Genomic DNA, 22,553 nt, shown 5'->3' on the forward strand with positions numbered 1-22,553 from the left:
TTAATCCAACTCTGAAATTTCCTTCTCTAATCTTTTTTCTAGTTTTTTTAATTCTTTTAATTTCTTTTTATCCTGATACCTACTTGATAAATGATAAAGAATACATAAAACCATATAAACAGATGCACAAAGCATTACTAATTTTAAATAGGTATAATCAGTTTTTTCAAGTATAGACACCCTTTTCGAAGAGTAATGCCCTTGCATATAGGTAGGAGCCCAAAAACTAAAAACAATACCAGCAGCAATTACTTTCCATCTATGTCTCGACAAAAAATCTTGCTGCCTGATAACGTTTTCTATTTTATATCTTGTTGCTTGTAAGTGTTTTTCTTTATAATATTTAGCAGACATTTTTCTCTTTCTTGAAGCTAGGATTATTACTCCTTTTCAGCCATTTTCTTAACGTAATCGGTAATAATCACGATTTGAGTACCTTCTACTTTTCCTTCTATATATTTAGCATTTTCAGGATCTAATGAAATTCTACGTACTGCAGTACCTTGTTTAGCTACCATACTAGAACCTTTTACCTTTAAATCTTTAATCAACACCACATTATCTCCCGCTTGTAAAATGGCTCCGTTCACATCACGATGAATAATTTTTTCACTTTCATCTAAATGTTCACCTGTTGCTTCTGCAAAACGCACATCTTCATCTTCTAAATAAAGCATATCCAATAAATCTTGCGACCAACCATCCTTTTTAACACGGTGTAACATTCTCCAAGCTACAACTTTTACCGCTCTGAATTCACTCCACATACTATCGTTTAAACAACGCCAGTGATTTGCGTCTGTAACCTCAGGATTTTCTATTTGCTCAACACAAGTGCTACAAGCCAGTAAACTACCATCTACTCCACCAGTAGAAATTGGTGGCACTTCATAAATCGATAAGTCATCTTTTGATGCACATAGCTCGCATTGATTTCCGCTTCTATCTTGTAATTCTTGTAATAAACTCATTTTGTTATTTTTTTGCTTCGCAAAAGTACATTTTTAATTTATATTTAAACCATGTTATTAGAAAGCGAACGATTAATCATACGAGATGCGCTAGTAAGTGATGCTCCTTTTTACTTTGAGTTATTCAACGACCCTGATTGGATTCAGTTTATAGGAGACAAAAACCTAAAATCTATTGAAGAAACCGAGGTCTATTTAAAAGACATTTTATTTAAAAATTCAAAATTAGGCGGATTGGGATTTTTCACGGTTATTTTAAAAGAAACCAACAGACCTATTGGTGCATCTACCGCATTACAAAGAGACACTCTTGATTTTATTGATATTGGCTACGCTTTTTTACCTATCGGAAGAGGAAAAGGTTATGCTACTGAAGCTACAAAACTGATTATAGAATACGTTCGAACAAAATTCAAACAAGAAAAAGTATTGGCTTTAACCATGCCTAAAAACGAAAAATCTCAAAAACTGCTAAAAAACTTAGGTTTTAATTACGTAGGAATGCAACAGGTTTTTGAAAGCGGAGAAGATTGTGTGTTTGAATATATTTTTTAGAGTCCGAAATCATCCAGATTTCTTTTTTTTCTCAAAAACAAACTTCAAAAAAAACAAATTAAACAACTAATAAACAGTTGACTATATTTCAAAAACACACTTCATAATATTCTGGACGATTCTGTACTCTTATCCGTAAAGTTTTACCTATTTTAGCACTGCTTTAACAAAGCGTTATTAATATTTTCGCTTCGACAGCATTCCCCTACCCCTAAATATCTAATTCTTTTTAAAAAAAGAACTGAATTTTCTTGTTGTATTACACGTAAAAAATTTTACTCAATTAAACAAAAGGAAATGAAAATTAACCTAAAACCCTCTCAAAAAAGGATAAAAAGGAAAGCAAGCCGCTTTTTATTCTTCCCTTTAATTTTTAAAGGAGAATTGTATTGGCTAGAAAGAGTTATTGTTAAAAGAAACTTTAACGGTAGAAGCCTTCAAATAACTGATGTTATAAGATCGAAAGACCTGATTGAAAAAGAAATAAACAAACCACATTATAAATTAAAAGTTGTAAAAGAAGCTGTTTAAATTAAACAGCTTTAGATAAAAAAAATGAGGAAGGATAACTCCTTCCGTTTTTTATACTATCTCATTGAAGCATCTCTAAAAAATATTATTCTAAATACAACTCAATTAATCCTTCTGGTGTATTTACTTCAATTACTTGATTTTCTCTATCTACCTTTTTAATAAAATCATCTATCATAGGAATAAAAATTTCTTTACCCTCTCTATCAATTTCAAATAAAGGTTGTGCAGAAGCATCGTTGATGCTCACTATAGTTCCAACTTCACCAAAAGCATCATCAACAACCGTAAAACCAATAACTTCATGGTAATAAAACTTATTTCCAGAAAGTTTTGGAAGCAAATCTAAAGGTAAATACACTTCTGAACGCAAAATAGCTTCTGCATCAGCTTCAGTATCTACATCTTCAAATTTTACTCTAAACATAGTTCCTTTACTCAATGAAGATTTTTCAATAAAAAAAGGAACCAGATTATTGCCTAAATCGACAAAAACTGATTCCAAATTTTCGTAAAGATCGGGTTCATCAGTATCTAACTTAATAACTACCTCACCCTTAAAACTATGTTTTTTAACGATTTTGCCAAGATAAAAGCAATCTTCTTTTTGCATCATCGTAGTACACGTTTTTATTCTTCGCTATCAGCACCTGTTTCAGCAACAGCAGCATCCTCGCTATCAGTAGCAGGAACAGCAGCAGCAATACGTGCTTCGTTTACAGCTTTTTCAGCTTCTAAAGCTTTAGCTTTAGCCTCTTCTTTAGCTTTCGCTAAACCATCAGCTTTACCAGCTACTTTTGATGCTTTTTCTTCTAACCAAGCAGTAAATTTAGCTTCTGCTTGCTCTTCAGTTAAAGCTCCTTTTTTTACTCCACCAGCTAAGTGATTCTTTAATAAAGCTCCTTTGTAAGATAAGATAGCTCTAGCAGTATCAGTTGGTTGAGCACCATTTTGCAACCACTTTACAGCTCCATCAACATCTAAATCGATAGTTGCAGGGTTCGTGTTTGGATTGTAAGTTCCGATTTTTTCTAAGAAACGACCGTCTCTTTTAGCTCTAGAATCAGCAGCTACTACCCAATAAAATGGTTTTCCTTTTTTACCGTGTCTTTGTAATCTAATTTTTACAGGCATAATGTTTAATTTTTAAGGTTCGCGACCTTGATTATTAATAAATCTTATCATCTCGTGATAAGTGGGCGCAAATTTATGAAATCTTTTTCATTAAAAAGCAAAAAACCTATTTTATTAAACTAAAAAAGAGCCTGTAAAACAGACTCTTAAGAAAAATAAATTACTAAGGTATATTATAATACTCTAACGCTAACAGCGTTTAATCCTTTTCTTCCTTCTTTTAACTCAAATTCTACGTTATCACCTTCTTTAATCTCATCGATTAAACCTGATACGTGTACAAAGTGCTCTGTGTTTGAGTTTGATTCGATAATAAATCCAAAACCTTTAGATTCATTGAAGAACTTTACTGTTCCTTCTTTCATTGTAAAAAAAATTATATTAAAGTACAAATGTAATCTTATTAATTGATTGTCAATCACTTTTTATCATATTTATTTTTAAATTAATCTACACTTAACACAATATTTAGTTACAGTCAACCAATCAAGCCTTTACCTCTACTCAAAAACACTCGTTAATAACTTCTCTCTCTAGCAATCTAAATTCTTCGTATTTTTACACTTTGTTTTACTCAAAAAACACTTCAAGTAATTTTTGCCCATGTATTTAATTTTCGATACCGAAACTACTGGATTACCTAAAAGCTGGAACGCTCCAATAACCGATACCGATAACTGGCCTAGAGCCATACAAATTGCATGGCAATTACATGATGAATTAGGAAACCTGGTTGAACACAACGATTTCTTAATTCAACCTGACGGATTTAACATTCCGTACGACGCAGAACGTATTCATGGAATCTCTACCGATTTAGCTATTGAACAAGGAATTCAATTGAGTGAAGGACTAGAATTATTCAAGAATGCTTTACAAAAAACAAAGTTTATTGTTGGTCAAAATGTTGGGTTCGATGTCAACATTATGGGATGTGAATTCCATCGTTTAGGGGTAGAAAACAACCTAACTGAATTGCCAGTTTTAGATACCTGTACCGAACATACCGCAGAAATGTGTCAAATTCCTGGAGGTCGGGGAGGAAAATTCAAGCTTCCTACCCTTACCGAATTACACAATCACTTATTCGGAACTGGTTTTGGCGAAGCTCACAACGCTACTGCCGATGTTGAAGCTACAACTCGTTGTTTCTTAGAATTAATTCGTTTACGTCAATATACCGAAGAACAATTAGATGTTCCTTCAGATTATTTTAAACGTTATACAGAGGCAAATCCTAATCCAATTCAAGTTATCGGACTTAAACACTTAAACCTTAAAAAGGAAAGTGAAAAAATCCGTAAAAGAAAATCTTCAGAAACTGAAGAAGCTACTACCATTTCTACTGCAGAAGGTTTAGCAGAGCTTAAAGGAGTTAAATTTGCCCATTTACACAACCATACACAATACTCAATTCTACAGTCTACCATCCAAATTGGTAATATTGTAAATGCAGCTGCAAAAGACAATATGTCGGCAGTTGCTATGACCGATACTGGGAACATGATGGCTGCCTTTCATTTTGTACAAGCAGTTCTAGGACATAACAAAGCAGCAGAAGCCGCTAATCAAGAAGCTATAGAGAAAGGTGAAACACCTACAGAAACTATTTTAAAACCTATTGTAGGCTGTGAGTTTAATATTTGTGAAGATCACACAAATAAAAGCCAAAAAGATAATGGATATCAAGTTGTGTTACTTGCCAAAAATAAAAATGGATATCACAACTTAGCAAAAATGTCTTCCATCGCCTTTGTAGATGGTTTTTACTACGTTCCAAGAATTGATAAAAAAATCATTGAACAATACAAAGAAGATGTAATTGTTCTAACAGGGAATTTATACGGAGAAGTTCCTAGTAAAATATTAAATGTTGGTGAAGCCCAAGCTGAGGAAGCCTTACTTTGGTGGAAAGAGCAATTTGGTGACGATTTGTACATCGAATTAATGCGTCATGGACAAGAAGACGAAAGAGTGGTGAATGAAACCCTTTTAGAGTTTTCAAAAAAACATAACGTAAAAATTGTTGCTACCAACAACACCTTTTATTTAGAAAAAGAAGATGCCAACGCACACGATATTTTATTGTGTGTAAAAGATGGAGAAAAACAAGCTACTCCGAAAGGTAGAGGAAGAGGTTATCGTTACGGTTTACCTAACGATGAGTACTACTTTAAATCTACCGAAGAGATGAAAAAGCTCTTTGCTGATTTACCAGAAGCCATTATCAATATTCAAGAAATTGTAGATAAGGTTGAGCCTTTTGGTTTAGCTCGTGATGTATTATTACCTGCCTTTGATATTCCTGAGGAATTTAGAGATGAAAAAGATTTAGAAGATGGAGGAAAACGCGGAGAGAATAATTTTTTACGTCACTTAACCTACGAAGGAGCCAAAAAACGATATGGTGAAATTACAGATAGCATTCGAGAACGTTTAGATTTTGAGCTGGATGTAATTGCCAAAACAGGATACCCTGGATACTTCTTAATTGTAGAAGACTTTATTCGAGAGGCTCGTAATATGGATGTATCAGTAGGTCCTGGACGTGGATCTGCTGCTGGTTCGGTAGTTGCCTATTGTTTATGGATTACCAATATTGATCCTATTAAATACGACCTACTTTTTGAGCGTTTCTTAAATCCTGAACGTGTATCGATGCCCGATATCGATATTGATTTTGATGATGAAGGTCGTGGGAGAGTAATGGATTATGTAATCCAAAAATATGGAGCCAACCAAGTAGCACAAATTATTACCTACGGAACCATGGCTGCTAAATCATCTGTTCGTGATACTGCTCGAGTGCTTGATTTACCTCTTTTTGAAGCCGATAGAATTGCCAAGTTAATCCCAGGAATGAAATTGGCTAAAATATTCTCTTTGGATGAAGCTGAATTAAAAGCCAAACTTCGTTCCGAAGAAATTGAAATGGTAAACGAATTAAAAGCCATTGCCGATGGTAGTGGACTAGAAGCGGAAACCATTAACAAAGCTCGAATTTTAGAAGGTTCTGTTCGTAACACAGGTATTCATGCCTGTGGGGTAATTATTACTCCTGATGATATTACCAAATTCGTACCTGTATCGGTTGCAAAAGATTCCGACATGTATGTTACTCAGTTTGATAACTCGGTCGTAGAAAGTGCGGGATTATTAAAAATGGATTTCTTGGGATTAAAAACCTTAACCCTGATTAAGGATACGGTAAAAATTGTAAAAGCACGTCACGGAGTAGAACTCGACCCAGAAAGTTTTCCTATCGATGATAAAGAAACATATGCTTTATTCCAGCGTGGAGAAACCGTAGGTATTTTCCAATACGAATCTCCTGGAATGCAAAAATACATGCGTGAGTTAAAACCTACGGTTTTTGCCGACTTAATTGCAATGAATGCCTTATATCGTCCAGGTCCTTTGGAATATATTCCTTCATTTATTCGAAGAAAACATGGTGATGAAGAGATTCAATACGACCTTCCTGCCATGGAAGAATATTTAGCTGAAACCTACGGGATTACGGTATATCAGGAGCAAGTAATGCTACTTTCGCAAAAACTAGCTGATTTTACCAAAGGTGAAGCCGATGTATTACGTAAAGCAATGGGTAAAAAGCAAGCAGCGGTACTTGCTAAAATGAAACCTAAGTTTGTGAATCAAGCGAAAGCTAACGGACATGATGAAAAAGCCTTAGAAAAAATTTGGAAAGACTGGGAGGCATTTGCATCCTATGCTTTCAACAAATCGCACTCAACTTGTTATGCGTGGATTGCCTATCAAACTGCCTATTTAAAAGCTCACTACCCTGCCGAATATATGGCTGCGGTTCTTTCAAACAACATGAACGATATTAAATCTGTTTCATTTTTTATGGAAGAATGTAAGCATATGGGCTTAGAAGTATTAGGACCAGATGTAAATGAATCATATGCTAAGTTTTCTGTAAATAAAGATGGCGCTGTTCGTTTTGGTATGGCTGCAATTAAAGGTGTTGGTGGTTCTGCTGTAAAAGCTATTATTGATGAACGTAAAGAAAACGGACATTATTCTTCTGTTTTTGATGTAGCAAAACGTGTGGATTTACGTGTAGCAAACAAAAAAGCTTTTGAAGGATTAGTCTTAGCTGGAGGGTTTGATTCATTTACGAGTACACATCGTGCTCAATATTATGTAAAAGACGAAAAAGGGCAAACTTTCTTAGAGAAAGCCATCCGTTTTGGAAATAAATATCAAGAAAATCAAAACTCCTCTCAAGTTTCTCTGTTTGGAGAAGCCTCTGAAGTTGATTTACCAGAACCTCAGGTTCCGGTATGTGAAACATGGGGAACTATGGAACTTTTAGCTCGCGAGAAAGAAGTGGTAGGAATGTATATTTCTGCGCATCCGTTGGATGATTTTAAAAATGAAATGAACTTTTGCAACGCTACCCTAGCACATTTTAAAAATATTGCTCAATACGAAGGTTTAGGATTGTCTTTTGCCGGTATTGTTACCGATGTGCAACACCGTGTATCTAAAGCCGGAAAAGGGTGGGCTTCTTTTATTATAGAGGATTACAATGACAGCTACGAGTTCAGAATTTTTGGGGAAGATTACTTAAAATTCAAGCACTTTTTGGTTCCAAATTCATTCTTGTTTATCAAAACAACTATCAAACCTGGGTGGACTAACAAAGAAGGAGTTAAAGGTGAACCTAGAATTGGATTTAATGAATTTTTATTATTACACGACATCATGGACAAAATGTGTAAAAAACTAACCATTAAAATTCCGTTACAAGAAGTAAAAGAAAACACGATTAAGGAGTTACAACACTTATTTGCTACCAATAAAGGTTCTCAAAGCTTATACTTTACTATTTGGGATACTGAAGAAAAAATTGAGCTAAGTTTACCAAGTAGAACTACTAAAATTAAAGTGTCTAGTGAATTTTTAAAAGCTTTAGACGAGCAATTTATTGATTACAAATTGAATTAACTGAATGCTACCTAGCTATCAAAATAGCGCTGATTTACTGAGTAGTGTCGCTAACACCAAGTTGTATAAAGATCTTATTATTCAACTTAACAAAGATCTTAACCTAACTGGTATTGATGCTAATTTTTCTGAAGTCAGTAGCCCTTTAGAATTAAAAGAAGCGCTTCAAAAAACGATAAGAGAATTAATCCTGCGTGATTTTAATTCTTACACCAATCTTTTATATTGCATTGATGTTTCTGAAAAGGAAATACAAAATATAACATCAAGTGATATTGATAAGTATTCTGAAAATGCTACTTTTTTAATTTTAAAAAGAGTTTGGAAAAAAGTGTGGTTTAAACATCAGTTTTCTGGGTAGTCAACTCCCTAAACAAGCTTTCTAAGTTTTTGTTTTCGGTATTTAGTCCTAAAATTTTCAAGCCGTTTTCTTGAGCAAAATCGAAAATTACTGGACGCATATCTTCCGAAGTATCAAAGGTTAAAATCCAGTTGTTTTCTACGGTGTTTTTAAAGGCTTTAATATTTGGTAATCGTTTGATAAACTGTTCTTCTAATTTGTAATCAAACGTTACTCGTATCACTTGTTCCGTATCTGTTTTTAATTCAGATATCGGCTTGTCAATTACTATTTCTCCTTTATTAATAATGATTACACGATCGCAAACAGCTTCTACTTCTTGCATAATATGAGTAGACAGTAAAACCGTTTTATCTTTGCCTAATTCTTTAATCAATTCGCGAATTTCAACCAATTGATTCGGGTCTAACCCTGTGGTAGGCTCGTCTAAAATCAATACTTCAGGATTGTGTAAAATAGCGGCTGCCAATCCTACACGTTGACGGTATCCTTTAGATAATTGATTGATTTTTTTATGCGCTTCTACCGATAATCCTACTTGCTCAATTACCTCTGCAACTTTTGCCTTATCAATTTTATGTAAAGAAGCCTGAAATTGTAAGTATTCCTTAACATACATATCTAAATACAACGGATTATGCTCCGGTAAATACCCTATCTTTTTTTGAGCTTCGATAGGATTTGTAATTACATCTATACCACTTACCAAAACACTTCCTGCTGATGGCTGAATAAAACCTGTTAAGATTTTCATCGTAGTTGATTTTCCTGCTCCATTTGGACCCAAAAACCCAACAATTTCTCCTTTGTTTGCTTCAAAAGAAATAGTATTTACTGCTTTTTGTGCTCCGTAAGTTTTTGATATTCCTGTAAGTTGTATTGACATACTTTTAGTTAGATTGATAGATTTTTAGATAAAAGATTCAAGGTTTATTTACTTTAACCTTATATCCTTAATCTTTTCTCTTTTCGTAAGAAACGAAACTGTAATCATATTTATTTTTCTCATCTGCTTTAAAATCTTCTCTAGCTACTTCTTTCCAAACAGTTTTGTCTATCTCTGAAAAAAAAGCATCTGCTTCAAATTCGTGATGCACAATAGTAATATCCAAACGATCTACTAAGTCTTGTTCTAAAGCTTGCTTATAAATTTGAGCTCCTCCAAGAATGAAAGCATCATTTCCTTCTGCTAACTCAATTGCCTGCTCAATACTATTGGCTATAAGACATCCATCTTTAAAATAATCGTTATTTCTGGTAATAATGATAGAAGTACGATTAGGCAACGGTTTTCCAATACTTTCAAAAGTATTACGCCCCATTAAAATATGATGACCTGATGTAATTTGTTTAAACCTTTTTAGGTCGGCTGGTAAATGCCAAATTAAGTCGTTATCTTTTCCTAAAGCATTGTTTTTTGCAATGGCAGCAATAAGTGTAATCATAAATCTTAGTTGAAGGGTTTACATACTTTTAACCCACTCTTTAATATATCCTGTAAGATCTCTTTTCTCTGTAATAGCCTCTTCTAATTCTTCTGTACTAATATTATCCACTAAAGTATGAATAGCTCTTAATACATTTTCATTTTGAATATCGGCTATTTTTTCATAGAGAGCGTCCTTTAAAGTATCGATATCTGTGGTCATTTTTTATAGATTTTAGCTGGTTTTCTACAAATTTACTAAACAAACTACAAAAAATAAAGTTAAATTATACAGCTACAATTCCTTTGATATGAGGATGTGGGTTATAATCAATCAACTCAAAATCGTCAAAAGTAAAATCTTCTATATTCTTTATTTCTGGATTGATTTTCATCTTCGGAAGTGGTCTTGGATCACGTGATAATTGTAACTCTAACTGCTCTAAATGGTTGTTATAGATATGTGCATCGCCAAAAGTATGAATAAACTCTCCTGCTTCATAACCACAAACTTGAGCTACCATCATGGTGAACAACGCATATGATGCAATGTTAAACGGAACTCCTAAAAAGATATCCGCGCTACGCTGATACAGTTGACATGATAATTTTCCATCAGCTACATAAAACTGAAAAAAAGCATGACATGGTGGAAGCGCTGCTTTCCCATTCGCTACATTAACTGAAAATGACTTAGAAGTATCTGGTAACACTGACGGATTCCATGCTGATATCAACATTCTACGGCTATTCGGATTCGTTTTTAGTGTTTCTATCACTTCTTTTAACTGATCTATTTCATCACTATTCCAATTACGCCATTGATGACCATAGACAGGTCCTAAATCGCCATTTTCATCTGCCCATTCATTCCAAATACGAACACCATTTTCCTGAAGATATTTAACATTAGTATCACCTTTTATAAACCACAATAACTCATAAATAATCGACTTTAAATGTAACTTTTTTGTCGTTACCATCGGAAAACCTTCACTTAAATCAAATCGCATTTGATAACCAAAAACACTTTTGGTTCCCGTTCCTGTTCTGTCTCCTTTTTCGTTTCCGTTGTCTAAAACGTGTTGTACTAAATCTAAATACTGCTTCATCCTTCTCCGTTTAATCGTTAAACTTTCGTATTAAATAATCAAGGTAAAAATAAAAAAGCATCTACATAAAATGTAAATGCTTTTTAAAATTATATTAATAAGTTATTAACTTTTTGTTTCTAATAATCGTCACTAACCTATAATCATTCCCGCAATAGTTGCTGACATTAACGAAGCAATAGTACCTCCAATTAATGCTTTCATTCCGAATTCAGATAAGTTTTTACGCTGACCTGGCGCTAAAGAACCAATACCTCCAATTTGAATACCAATTGAAGCAAAGTTTGCGAATCCGCATAACATATACGTTGCCATAATGATAGACTTATTATATGTTAAATGTGTAGCGCTCGCTGCATTTTTTAAATCTGCTAACTGAATATATCCTACAAACTCACTTGCTGCTAACTTAACACCTAATAACTGTCCCATTAACGCCATATCTTCTTTTGCAACACCAATTAACCACATTAATGGCGCAAATACATACCCTAAAATAAACTCTAACGACAATGCTTCATAAGGCGTTGCTCCTGCAATTAACTCGTTTAACGAAGTGAATTTCCAGTTAAAATATTCGATTCCATCAAAGCTTCCTGCTGTTCCTAAAATTCCATTAATCATAGCGATAAAAGCAATAAATACTAATAACATCGCTGCAACATTCATTGCCAACTGCAACCCTTCTGTTGTTCCATTAGCAATAGCATCTAAAATATTTGAACCAATTTTTTCTGATGATACTTGCACATCAGTATTTACTTCTTCCGTTTGTGGATATAATATTTTTGAAATAATAATTGCTCCAGGTGCTGCCATTACCGATGCTGCCAATAAATGTTTCGCATATAATAAACGTAATGCTTCATCATCACCTCCTAAGAAACCTATATAGGCAGCTAACACTGCTCCTGCTACGGTTGCCATTCCTCCTATCATTACCAATAAGATTTCAGAACGGTTCATTTTCTCTAAATATGCTTTAATTAACAAAGGTGCTTCTGTTTGTCCTAAGAAAATATTTCCTGCCACAGATAAACTTTCTGCTCCTGAAATTTTTAATCCTTTAGATAATAACCATGCCAATCCTTTTACTACTTTTTGAATAACTCCTAAGTAAAATAAAAGTGAGGTTAATGCAGAGAAGAAAATAATCGTAGGCAATACTTGAAATGCGAAAATGAACCCGAAAGAATCCATATCTGCTACCAAACCACTGAATAAAAACTCACTTCCTGCGCGAGTAAAATCTAAAACGCTTACAAATAAACTTCCTATTAATTCAAATGTTTTTTGAACAAATGACACTTTTAAAACCCCAATAGCAATTAACAATTGAAATGCTAATCCTAATCCGACTGTCTTCCAATCTATTCCTCTGCGGTTCGCACTAAATAAAAAAGCAATGATTAATAAGGAAACCATCCCTAAAGCTCCTCTCCATAAACTTTGGAAAGAAAAACCTTGACTCGGAATTATTTCACTCTCTTTTTGTTCAGCTTCTTCAGCTTCAATAACTGAACCTGCTACTGGCTCTGTTGTAAACTTATACAACATATTTTTCTCAGAAAGTATTAATCCGTCTTCTGCTAATTCAACCACATTGTAATAGCGAACAGTATCGTTAGGTTGGTCGTAATTAAAAATTAATAAGTTGTTTTGGTGAATATAGTTTCCTGAAGCTTGTAAACTATCTTTATCAACTAATGAGTAGTTGAATTTTCCTTCTGACAGATTAAGAACATCTGCAGAGTTTATCGTAACAATTGAATCTCCTTCAGTTGTTGTGATTGATGAGAAATTCCACTTTTTTTCAATGCTTTGACCAAAAGTTATCATCGTAACGCAAAGCATTATGAAAGTAAATAGTTTCTTCATTTTAAATGATTTTAATTAAGAACGTTTGCTGATTTCATCACGGATTCTGGCCGCCAACTCATAATTTTCGTTCGCTACAGCATCGTTAAGTTGTTCGTGCAATTCTTCTAAAGATAAGTTTGAATAGTAATCTTCTTCTTTTTCATCCTCATCAAAAGAAAATTCTATTTCATCTTCTTCATCCGACTCCAAATCTTCTTCAATAGTTAACTCTTCATCCATTTTCAGATAAATACCCGCTTTATCTAAAATATTCTCATACGTATAAATTGGCGCTTCAAAACGAACCGCTAATGCAATAGCGTCTGATGTTCGCGTATCTATCACTTCTTCTACTCCTTCTCGCTCGCAAATTAAACTTGAATAAAACACGCCATCAACCAATTTATGAATGATAACTTGTTTAATTACGATAGAAAATCTGTCTGCAAATGTTTTAAATAAATCGTGGGTAAGAGGTCTTGGTGGTCGAATTTCTTTTTCTAAAGCTATGGCAATTGATTGTGCTTCGAAAGCCCCTATAATAATAGGTAGCGTTCTAGTTCCTTCCATCTCACTTAGCACTAAAGCATATGCCCCACTTTGTGTTTGGCTATACGAAATCCCTTTTATAGTTAGTTTAATTAAACTCATGTACAATCAATCATCATAAAATACAAAAAAACTGTCTAAATTTAGGCCTTTTGCTTAAAAATTTAGACAGCCTTCTAAAGTGGGCACAATTTACTAAAAATTATGAGTTGTACTCTAATTTCTAGCAAAAGAAAAAATTACCCCTATTTTATGCTTGTTTAAAAGCTTTTAATTTCTCTACTAATTGAGGCACAACTTCAAAAGCATCACCAACAATACCGTAATCTGCAGCTTTAAAGAAAGGTGCTTCAGGATCTGTGTTGATTACTACTTTTACTTTTGATGCGTTAATACCTGCTAAGTGCTGAATTGCTCCAGAAATACCGATAGCAATGTATAAGTTTGAAGCTACTGGCTTACCTGTTTGACCAACGTGCTCGCTATGAGGACGCCATCCTAAATCAGACACTGGTTTAGAACATGCTGTTGCAGCTCCTAAAACCTCTGCTAACTCTTCTACCATTCCCCAGTTTTCTGGTCCTTTTAAACCTCTACCTGCAGAAACAACGATATCAGCATCAGCAATAGTAACTTTACCAGTTGCTCTACTGATACTTTCAGATTTCACTCCTAATTCTGGCAATGCAGCATCGAAACTTTCAGTTGATCCACTTACTGCATTTTCATGGGCTCCGTAAGAATTTTTAGCTACACCAACTACTTTTTTCTCTGTTGAAATTTCAGTATTGTTAAATCCTTTGTTAGAAAATGCTTTTCTCTTCACTACAAAAGGACTTGTGCTACTTGGTAACGCTACTGCATTTGAAGCATATCCTGCTTCTAAAGCTACTGCCACTAAAGGCGCTACTGTTAATCCGTCAACGCTAGAATCGATAATTACAGTATTTGCTCCCTTCGCCTCAGCAACTTGTTTAATAATTGAAGCATATGCTTTAGCATTAAATGACGACAAATCATTCTTTACTTCAACAACTTTCTCTGCTCCGTAAGTATATAATTCAGAAGCATCTCCTCCATTAATAGTTAACACTACTAAATCGCTTCCTAATTGTTCTGCTACTTTTTTTCCGTATGAAACAACTTCAAAAGCTGTTTTTTTGAATTTCCCTTCCGATGAATCGGCAAAAACTAATACAGACATATTTATTTAAGTTTTTAGTCGTTAGTGGTTAGTTTTTAGTTGTAAACACTAACAAATATTTTTATTTTTTCTTTTGGACTTTGTTAAAAGAATTCAACAGTTAAACAAATCAACGTTTAAACTTTATTAAATCACTTTTGCTTCGTTGTGTAATAAATTGATTAAATCATCAACATTATCAACTAACTTCACTGCTCCTTTTGGCGCTGGTTTCTCAAAGTTTTGAGTTGCTGTTGCCGCTGCTGCTCCAGTTGGATCAACTATACTTAATGGTTTTTTACGAGCCATCATAATTCCACGCATATTAGGAATACGTAAATCTTTTTCTTCTACGATTCCTTTTTGTCCTGCAATCACCATTGGTAAAGTTGAAGAAACTTTTTCTTCACCTCCATCAATTTCTCTACTTAACGTTACGTTTGTTCCGTCTACTTCAACACCAACACAACCATTAACAAAGTTAAAATCTAATAACGACGCTAGCATACCAGGAACCATTTGCCCGTTATAATCTGCAGACTCTTTTCCTGCTAATACTAAATCGAAACCTCCATTCTTAACAACTTCAGCTAATTCTTTAGCTACCATTAACCCATCTGTAGGTTCAGCATTTACACGAATAGCGTCATCTGCACCAATCGCCAATGCTTTACGTAATGTTGGCTCTGTAGAAGCTCCTCCTACATTTACAACTGTTACACTTGCTCCTTGTTTTTCTTTAAACCACATAGCACGAGTTAAACTAAACTCATCGTATGGATTTATTACGTATTGAACTCCGTTAGTATCAAACTTTGTGTCATTATCAGTAAAGTTGATTTTTGAAGTAGTATCAGGTACATGACTGATACAAACTAATATTTTCATATATCGTTGTTTTAAAGAAACTTAATTTTGTGCGACGAAGTTAAGCATTTTTTTTAATTTACTATGCGTGCATAATAAATTTTTTACTCAACCTTAATCTGTCTCAAATTTAAGGTATTAATATGACTTAATCATTTGTTGTTTTAAAGCTACAATATTACTCGTATTTTTATTATTTTTGCACTCTTGATAAACAACTACTTATAAAACGTATGAAAACAGTACAATTTAGAGAAGCCGTTTGCGAAGCAATGAGCGAAGAAATGCGTAGAGATGAAAGCATTTATTTGATTGGTGAAGAAGTTGCCGAGTACAACGGAGCATATAAAGCCAGTAAAGGAATGTTAGACGAATTCGGGGCTAAACGTGTAATTGATGCTCCTATTGCCGAATTAGGTTTTGGTGGTATTGCTGTAGGATCGGCAATGAATGGTAACCGTCCTATTGTTGAATATATGACTTTCAATTTCTCATTAGTGGGTATTGATCAAATTATTAACAACGCAGCTAAGATTCGTCAAATGAGTGGAGGACAATTTAACTGTCCTATCGTTTTCCGTGGACCAACAGCTTCTGCAGGTCAATTAGCAGCAACACACTCACAAGCTTTTGAAAGTTGGTATGCTAACTGTCCTGGATTAAAAGTAATTGTTCCTTCGAACCCTTACGATGCTAAAGGATTATTAAAAGCAGCTATTCGTGATGACGATCCAGTAATTTTTATGGAGTCTGAGCAGATGTATGGTGATAAAATGGAAATCCCAGAAGGAGAATATATCATTCCTATTGGAGTTGCTGATATTAAAAGAGAAGGTACTGACGTAACTGTGGTTTCTTTCGGTAAAATCATTAAAGAAGCGTATAAGGCTGCTGATGAATTAGCTAAAGAAGGAATTTCGGTAGAAATTATCGATTTACGTACCGTTCGTCCAATGGATCATAAAGCTATTTTAGATTCTGTAAAGAAAACTAATCGATTAGTAATTTTAGAAGAAGCATGGCCTTTCGGAAGTGTATCTTCAGAAATTACTTTTAGAGTACAAGACGAGGCATTTGATTATTTAGATGCTCCTATTAAAAGAATTACAACTGCCGATACACCAGCACCATATTCTCCAGTTTTATTAGAAGAATGGTTACCAAACGCTGATGACGTAATTACCGCTGTTAAAGAAGTAATGTATCGTAAGTAATTAAAATAAAAAGAAATTGAAAACACATAAAATCCTTTTGGCGCTCGTCAAAAGGATTTTGTAGTAAGTACACAAATGAAAAATCTGTTAACACTACTATTACTTCTAACAACCAGCTATTTAAGTGCTCAAATAACACTGCAAGGTAGAATTGTTGATGAATTTAACACTCCCTTACCTTTTGTTAATGTAGTTTTAAAAAACACCACTTTTGGTACAACCACCGATGATGAAGGGAAATTCTATTTAAAAACTCCAAAAAATAGAGGTCTCTTAGAAATTTCATTTGTAGGTTTTCAAAAACAAGCAATCAAAGTCAATCAAAAAACAAAATTCTTAAATGTTGTTTTAAGAGAAGAAAGTAATCAATTAGACGAGGTTGTTATTGTTACAAAACCCAAAAAACGCTTAAAAAAGAAAGAAAATCCTGCTTATAAAATTCTAAAAGAAGTATGGAAACGTAAAAGAAAAAACGGACTGGATTTAGTTGACCACTATCAATACAAAAAGAACACTTCTACAGAAATTGGCCTAAATAACCTAGACACGCTTTTTTTAAGAAAATTATTTAAAGACGAATACGAACAAGCTATTAACCAAGTTCAATACGATAGTGACGGAATTAATTATTACATCCCTATTTATATAAATGAACAGGTTTCTAATATTTATGGCAACAATGTAACTAAAGCTGTAAGAGAAGATATTGAAGCTGAAAAATCAGAAGGATTGAACGCTCAAGGATTTGTTTTTGATAGAATGGCTAACACTTTTCAAAATATTGATGTGTTTCAAAATGACATTACGTTATTACGCAAGTCATTTGTAAGCCCACTATCTACAGATGGTTTTTCTACTTACGACTATGTTTTATACGATAGTATTGTTGACAACAACAAAAAACTATACAACATATATTTCTTTCCCAGAAGAGATGGTGATTTAGCATTTCAAGGGAATTTATGGATTGCAGACAAAAGCTTTTCTATAAAAAAGCTAAAAATGAAAGTTCATAAAAGTATCAATCTAAACTTTGTAAGAGGATTAACTTTTGAAAAAGAATTCGAAGTTAGAAACGATAGTATTTACATTCCTACTAAAAATGCTTACGAAGGAGATTTTACTTTTATTGATAAAAACGACAGTAATAAAGGTTTAACTATTAAGAAAAACACTACGTTTGAAAACTACATTTTAAACAAACCTCTTTCTGAAAATTTCTACGAAGAAAAAATTGAAAAAATAAGACCTAATCAGTATGAAAAAGAAGACACATACTGGGAGTCTGTTCAGAGTGATGAAAGCAAAAAAACGTATGAGTTAATTAAAAACGTTAAAAAGAAAAAGCAAATAAAAAACATCACGGTGCTTATTAATACGGTCTCTAGCGGATACGTAAACACCAATTTAGGTTTTCAAGTTGGCCCTTTATGGACCATTTTTGCCAACAACCAAGTTGAAGGATTTAGAACCAAATTAGGTTTTAGAACTTTTGTAACCAAAGATGATCGATTTCGTTTAACAGGTCATGTTGCCTACGGTTTTAAAGACAAAAAAGTAAAATATGCTGCCGAGGGTCGTTATTTATTGTCCTACAAGCCTAGAATAGCAGTAGGTGCTGCTTACCAAAAAGATATTGAGCAATTAGGAAGCTCTTTATTAAACACTACCCAACTTTTAGGTAGAAGTTTTGGTACGGCTGCTGTATTTTCTAGAGGCGACAACTACTTTTTATCCAATGTAGAAAAGATTGCTACAAATTTTGATTATCAAATTCAACAAAATTTACACTTTGGAATTAATCTTTCTCATGCAAAAATTTCTTCTGCTGACGAACGATATTTCTCTATGGATTATATTGACGAAAACGGAGATATTCAATCAAAATTAACAGATGTAGCTTCTGATGTTTACCTTACTTATACTCCAGGTAGATTTGTGTATGGTTTAGGAGTAGAAAGACGTTTTGGTAATAATCTTTTCCCTACCTTGGTTTTAAACTACCGTAAAGGATACAAAGACGTTTTCAACGGCACACATAACTATGACAAAATCCAGTTCAAATACAACCAACCTATTTTACTAAGTAAGTTTGGTGTTTTAGATGCTACTTTTGAAGCTGGAAAAACTTTCGGAAATGTACCAATCGCTTTATTAAGTCCGGTACCTGCTAACCAATCTTTTTCTTTAGTGAAAGATACTTTTACCTTACTAAATTATTACGATTTTGTTACTGATGAATATTTAGCAGGACATTTTGAGCATCACTTTAATGGTTATATTTTAAATAGAATTCCATTATTGAAAAAACTAAAACTACGAAGTTTAGTAACTTTTAGAGCCGCTTACGGAACAATTTCAGCAGAAAACAGAGCAATGAACGCTGGAAATGTTAATTACAATGCTCCAAATAAAGTGTACTATGAATATGGTTTTGGACTAGAAAATATAGGATACGGAAACTTACGTTTTCTTAGAGTTGATGCTATTTGGAGAAGTAATTACACACCTCCAGTAGGTTCTACAGTTGCTCCAACCCCGAAGTTCGCTATTCGTATAGGAATTAAACCTGGCTTATAATCATACAATTAACCATAAAATAAACCAGTTTTTTCTTAAAAAAAAGTAATAAATCGTTACTTTTGCAAACCGATTTTAGAAACGAAGAAAAGTTAAGAATATATGACCGCAAAAGAGAGAAAAACAGTAGATGTTTTAATTGAAATTCCAAAAGGAAGTAGAAATAAGTACGAATACGATTTTGATTTAGGAAAAATTCGTTTTGATAGAATGTTATTCTCATCAATGATGTATCCTGGTGATTATGGATTCATTCCTCAAACTTTAGCATTAGATGGAGATCCATTAGACGTATTAGTTTTAGGAGCAGAACCAACTTTTCCTATGTGTGTTATGGAAGTAAAGCCAATTGGTGTTTTCCATATGGCTGATGAAAAAGGTCCAGATGAAAAAATCGTTTGTGTACCAGTATCTGACCCAATCTGGAACAAATACAATGATTTATCTGACTTAAACCCACACCGTCAACAAGAAATCACTCACTTCTTCCAAGTTTACAAAGACTTAGAAAAAAAGAAAGTAGATATCGGAGATTGGGGTAACGCAGATGAAGCTTACGAAATCTTAGATAAATGTTTAGAGCGTTATGAAAATAGCGAGCACAAAACAAATGGAGATTTTACTATTTAATACGTAAAACTCACTATAAAATTAAAAAAACCTCTCAGTTACAACTGAGAGGTTTTTTGTTTAGTTATTGATTTTGTTATATTTACGAACACTTATAACTAATCAAATAACAATAACATGAAACAAAACATGATGTACGTGCCTATTATTTTGGCACTTTTAGGACTCATTTTTATGTATACAAAAATGGTCTGGGTTAGAAAGCAAGACGCAGGGAATGATAAAATGAAAGCTATTTCTAAAAGTATTAAAGAAGGAGCCCTTGCTTTTTTAACTGCTGAATATCGATTGTTATTAATCTTCGTAATTATAGCTTCACTAGCGCTATTCGGTATTTCACAATTAGTAGAAACCACAAGTATAATGATTGTTCCTGCCTTTATCATAGGAGCAATTTTCTCTGCCTTAGCTGGTAACATAGGAATGCGAATTGCAACTGATGCAAATGCAAGAACAGCTGAAGCTGCCAAAACCAGTTTGCCACAAGCTTTAAAAGTGTCTTTTGGAGGAGGAACCGTAATGGGTCTTGGAGTTGCTGGTTTAGCTGTACTAGGATTAAGTTTATTCTTCCTTATTTTTATTGGTCAATTTATTACTGAAGGAGGAAACTTCTACAATGAAATGACCGTTGTTTTAGAAGCTTTAGCTGGATTTTCTCTAGGAGCCGAATCAATTGCTTTGTTTGCTCGTGTAGGTGGTGGTATTTACACCAAAGCTGCCGACGTAGGAGCTGATTTGGTTGGAAAAGTAGAAGCAGGAATTCCTGAAGACGATCCACGTAACCCTGCTACTATTGCCGACAATGTAGGTGATAATGTAGGTGACGTTGCAGGTATGGGAGCCGATTTATTCGGTTCGTACGTAGCAACCGTTTTAGCTGCCATGGTGTTAGGAAACTATGTAATTAGAGACATGTCAATAACCTCACAGTTCACTGATGACTTTAACGGAATGGGACCTATTTTACTTCCTTTGGTTATTGCTGGAGTTGGTATCGTAGCTTCTATTATTGGAACTTTTTTAGTGGGGATTAAAGATAACTCTGCAAAAGAAGCTCAGGTTCAAAAAGCGTTAGATACTGGTAACTGGACAGCTATTATATTAACTTTAGCAGCAAGTTTCTTTTTAATTAAATGGATGTTACCTGAAACCATGCGCATGAATTTCTTTGGTGAAGGCATTCAAGAAGTTTCTTCTATAAATGTATTCTGGGCTGCTTGTATCGGTTTAGCGGTTGGAGCCTTAATTTCTATGGTAACTTCTTACTACACTAGCTTAGGTAAAAAACCTGTATTAGACATCGTTCAAAACAGTGCTACTGGCGCAGGAACCAACATTATTGCTGGTTTAGCAGTAGGAATGAAATCTACTTTTCTATCAGTTTTATTATTTGCAGCTGCAATTTATGGTTCATATTATTTCGCTGGGTTTTATGGTGTAGCCTTAGCTGCTTCTGCAATGATGGCTACTACCGCAATGCAATTAGCTATTGATGCTTTCGGACCAATTGCTGACAACGCTGGTGGAGTTGCTGAAATGAGCGAATTAGAAGATCATGTACGTGAACGTACTGATATATTAGATTCTGTTGGAAATACTACTGCTGCGGTTGGTAAAGGTTTTGCCATTGCTTCTGCTGCGTTAACTGCTTTAGCGCTATTTGCCGCTTATGTTACTTTTACAGGAATTGACGGTATTAACATTTTTAAAGCAGATGTATTAGCTATGTTATTTGTTGGAGGAATGATTCCTGTAATATTTTCTGCCTTAGCAATGCAATCTGTTGGAAAAGCAGCTATGGAAATGGTACATGAAGTTCGTCGTCAGTTTAGAGAAATTCCAGGAATTATGGAAGGAACTGGCACTCCTGAATATGCAAAATGTGTAGATATTTCAACAAAAGCAGCCTTAAAAGAAATGATTTTACCTGGGTTAATAACTATCATCACCCCTATTATTATAGGCTTAGTTTTCGGAGCAGAACCTTTAGGTGGTTATATGGCTGGTGTGTGTGTATCAGGTGTTATGTGGGCTATTTTCCAAAACAACGCAGGTGGTGCTTGGGATAATGCAAAAAAATCGTTTGAAGCAGGGGTTGAAATTAACGGAGAGATGACCTACAAAGGTTCAGACGCACATAAAGCTGCTGTTACAGGAGATACGGTTGGAGATCCTTTTAAAGATACTTCTGGACCATCAATGAATATTTTAATTAAACTTACGTGTTTAGTTGGTTTAGTTATTGCTCCAATATTAGGCGGGCACGCTTCTTCTGAAACACATGAAAAGACGGAGGAAATTAAAGTCTGGATTGACGACAATGGTGAAAAACACGAAATAAAACTTTCTACTGATACTGAATTTACTACAGAGAACAAGTTAGAAAACATCGTTAAAGTAAATATTGAAAAGAATGATGATGGTACTGCTAAAGCTACTATTACTACTACAATTATTAAAAACGGTGAAGAAACAACTGAAGAAAAAATTTTTGAAGGAACTTTAGAAGAAGTTGAACAGAAAATTAAAGAGTACGAAAACTCAAAAAAAGAATAACCCTCAAAATTATATAAAACTCAAACCCGATAGTAGTATTTCTATCG

At 34.0% G+C, this 22,553-nt stretch carries 21 protein-coding genes; 8 read left to right on the top strand and 13 right to left on the bottom strand.

Going from position 1 to position 22,553, the window contains the following annotated elements:
* Window positions 1-354: a hypothetical protein gene (locus OU788_RS00820; RefSeq protein WP_274633398.1), complete on the bottom strand. Its 354-nt coding sequence runs from the start codon at window positions 352-354 to the stop codon at window positions 1-3.
* A gap of 26 nt (window positions 355-380) precedes the next feature.
* Complete coding sequence (locus OU788_RS00825; protein ID WP_274633399.1) at window positions 381-971, bottom strand: PhnA domain-containing protein; 591 nt, start codon at window positions 969-971, stop codon at window positions 381-383.
* 51 nt (window positions 972-1,022) lie between these two features.
* On the opposite strand from OU788_RS00825, the gene OU788_RS00830 reads away from it, so the two are divergent.
* Both OU788_RS00830 and OU788_RS00835 read left to right on the top strand, forming a co-directional pair.
* Window positions 1,023-1,526 (top strand): GNAT family N-acetyltransferase, encoded by a 504-nt coding sequence (locus tag OU788_RS00830; RefSeq protein WP_274633400.1) that lies wholly within the window; start codon window positions 1,023-1,025, stop codon window positions 1,524-1,526.
* A gap of 297 nt (window positions 1,527-1,823) precedes the next feature.
* Entirely contained in the window at window positions 1,824-2,057 is a 234-nt protein-coding gene (locus OU788_RS00835; RefSeq protein WP_274633401.1) for a hypothetical protein, read from the top strand.
* Window positions 2,058-2,142: 85 nt separating this feature from the next.
* Here the strand turns inward: OU788_RS00835 and rimM are convergent, their stop codons facing one another.
* The 3 genes from rimM to OU788_RS00850 form a co-directional block, all read right to left on the bottom strand.
* Window positions 2,143-2,670, bottom strand: coding sequence for a ribosome maturation factor RimM (gene rimM, locus OU788_RS00840; protein ID WP_274633448.1), 528 nt, complete (start codon window positions 2,668-2,670; stop codon window positions 2,143-2,145).
* A gap of 17 nt (window positions 2,671-2,687) precedes the next feature.
* Window positions 2,688-3,191 carry a 30S ribosomal protein S16 gene (locus OU788_RS00845; protein WP_274633402.1) on the bottom strand — a complete coding sequence of 168 codons (504 nt, stop codon included), beginning with the start codon at window positions 3,189-3,191 and terminating at the stop codon, window positions 2,688-2,690.
* A gap of 173 nt (window positions 3,192-3,364) precedes the next feature.
* Complete coding sequence (locus OU788_RS00850) at window positions 3,365-3,556, bottom strand: cold-shock protein (RefSeq protein WP_274633403.1); 192 nt, start codon at window positions 3,554-3,556, stop codon at window positions 3,365-3,367.
* A gap of 238 nt (window positions 3,557-3,794) precedes the next feature.
* Between OU788_RS00850 and dnaE the strand changes: the two genes are divergently transcribed.
* Both dnaE and OU788_RS00860 read left to right on the top strand, forming a co-directional pair.
* Window positions 3,795-8,168 carry a DNA polymerase III subunit alpha gene (gene dnaE / locus OU788_RS00855; protein WP_274633404.1) on the top strand — a complete coding sequence of 1,458 codons (4,374 nt, stop codon included), beginning with the start codon at window positions 3,795-3,797 and terminating at the stop codon, window positions 8,166-8,168.
* 4 nt (window positions 8,169-8,172) lie between these two features.
* Window positions 8,173-8,529 (top strand): hypothetical protein, encoded by a 357-nt coding sequence (locus OU788_RS00860; protein ID WP_274633405.1) that lies wholly within the window; start codon window positions 8,173-8,175, stop codon window positions 8,527-8,529.
* Here the strand turns inward: OU788_RS00860 and gldA are convergent.
* From gldA to OU788_RS00900, 8 genes are all read right to left on the bottom strand, one after another.
* Window positions 8,507-9,415: a gliding motility-associated ABC transporter ATP-binding subunit GldA gene (gene gldA / locus OU788_RS00865; protein ID WP_274633406.1), complete on the bottom strand. Its 909-nt coding sequence runs from the start codon at window positions 9,413-9,415 to the stop codon at window positions 8,507-8,509. The two genes, OU788_RS00860 and gldA, sit on opposite strands and share 23 nt — an antisense overlap.
* Before the next feature lie 67 nt (window positions 9,416-9,482).
* Window positions 9,483-9,974 carry a dihydrofolate reductase gene (locus tag OU788_RS00870; RefSeq protein ID WP_274633407.1) on the bottom strand — a complete coding sequence of 164 codons (492 nt, stop codon included), beginning with the start codon at window positions 9,972-9,974 and terminating at the stop codon, window positions 9,483-9,485.
* An 18-nt stretch (window positions 9,975-9,992) separates the two neighbouring features.
* Window positions 9,993-10,178, bottom strand: a complete 186-nt coding sequence (locus OU788_RS00875; protein ID WP_274633408.1) for a hypothetical protein — start codon at window positions 10,176-10,178, stop codon at window positions 9,993-9,995.
* 64 nt (window positions 10,179-10,242) lie between these two features.
* Window positions 10,243-11,067: a thymidylate synthase gene (locus tag OU788_RS00880; RefSeq protein ID WP_274633409.1), complete on the bottom strand. Its 825-nt coding sequence runs from the start codon at window positions 11,065-11,067 to the stop codon at window positions 10,243-10,245.
* 132 nt (window positions 11,068-11,199) lie between these two features.
* Complete coding sequence (locus OU788_RS00885) at window positions 11,200-12,945, bottom strand: NupC/NupG family nucleoside CNT transporter (RefSeq protein ID WP_274633410.1); 1,746 nt, start codon at window positions 12,943-12,945, stop codon at window positions 11,200-11,202.
* Window positions 12,946-12,960: 15 nt separating this feature from the next.
* Window positions 12,961-13,578, bottom strand: coding sequence for a bifunctional nuclease family protein (locus tag OU788_RS00890; RefSeq protein ID WP_274633411.1), 618 nt, complete (start codon window positions 13,576-13,578; stop codon window positions 12,961-12,963).
* 148 nt (window positions 13,579-13,726) lie between these two features.
* Complete coding sequence (locus OU788_RS00895) at window positions 13,727-14,680, bottom strand: electron transfer flavoprotein subunit alpha/FixB family protein (protein WP_274633412.1); 954 nt, start codon at window positions 14,678-14,680, stop codon at window positions 13,727-13,729.
* A gap of 126 nt (window positions 14,681-14,806) precedes the next feature.
* Window positions 14,807-15,547 (bottom strand): electron transfer flavoprotein subunit beta/FixA family protein, encoded by a 741-nt coding sequence (locus OU788_RS00900; RefSeq protein ID WP_274633413.1) that lies wholly within the window; start codon window positions 15,545-15,547, stop codon window positions 14,807-14,809.
* 212 nt (window positions 15,548-15,759) lie between these two features.
* On the opposite strand from OU788_RS00900, the gene OU788_RS00905 reads away from it, so the two are divergent.
* The 4 genes from OU788_RS00905 to OU788_RS00920 all read left to right on the top strand — a co-directional run bounded on the left by OU788_RS00905 (window position 15,760) and on the right by OU788_RS00920 (window position 22,506).
* Window positions 15,760-16,740 (top strand): pyruvate dehydrogenase complex E1 component subunit beta, encoded by a 981-nt coding sequence (locus tag OU788_RS00905; RefSeq protein WP_274633414.1) that lies wholly within the window; start codon window positions 15,760-15,762, stop codon window positions 16,738-16,740.
* A gap of 75 nt (window positions 16,741-16,815) precedes the next feature.
* Window positions 16,816-19,320 (top strand): DUF5686 and carboxypeptidase-like regulatory domain-containing protein, encoded by a 2,505-nt coding sequence (locus tag OU788_RS00910; protein WP_274633415.1) that lies wholly within the window; start codon window positions 16,816-16,818, stop codon window positions 19,318-19,320.
* A 102-nt stretch (window positions 19,321-19,422) separates the two neighbouring features.
* Window positions 19,423-19,950, top strand: a complete 528-nt coding sequence (locus OU788_RS00915) for an inorganic diphosphatase (protein WP_274633416.1) — start codon at window positions 19,423-19,425, stop codon at window positions 19,948-19,950.
* A gap of 117 nt (window positions 19,951-20,067) precedes the next feature.
* Window positions 20,068-22,506: a sodium-translocating pyrophosphatase gene (locus OU788_RS00920; RefSeq protein ID WP_274633417.1), complete on the top strand. Its 2,439-nt coding sequence runs from the start codon at window positions 20,068-20,070 to the stop codon at window positions 22,504-22,506.
* Window positions 22,507-22,553: the final 47 nt, after the last annotated feature.

This window comes from Tenacibaculum sp. L6 (assembly GCF_028823685.1).
Taxonomy (GTDB): Bacteria; Bacteroidota; Bacteroidia; order Flavobacteriales; family Flavobacteriaceae; genus Polaribacter.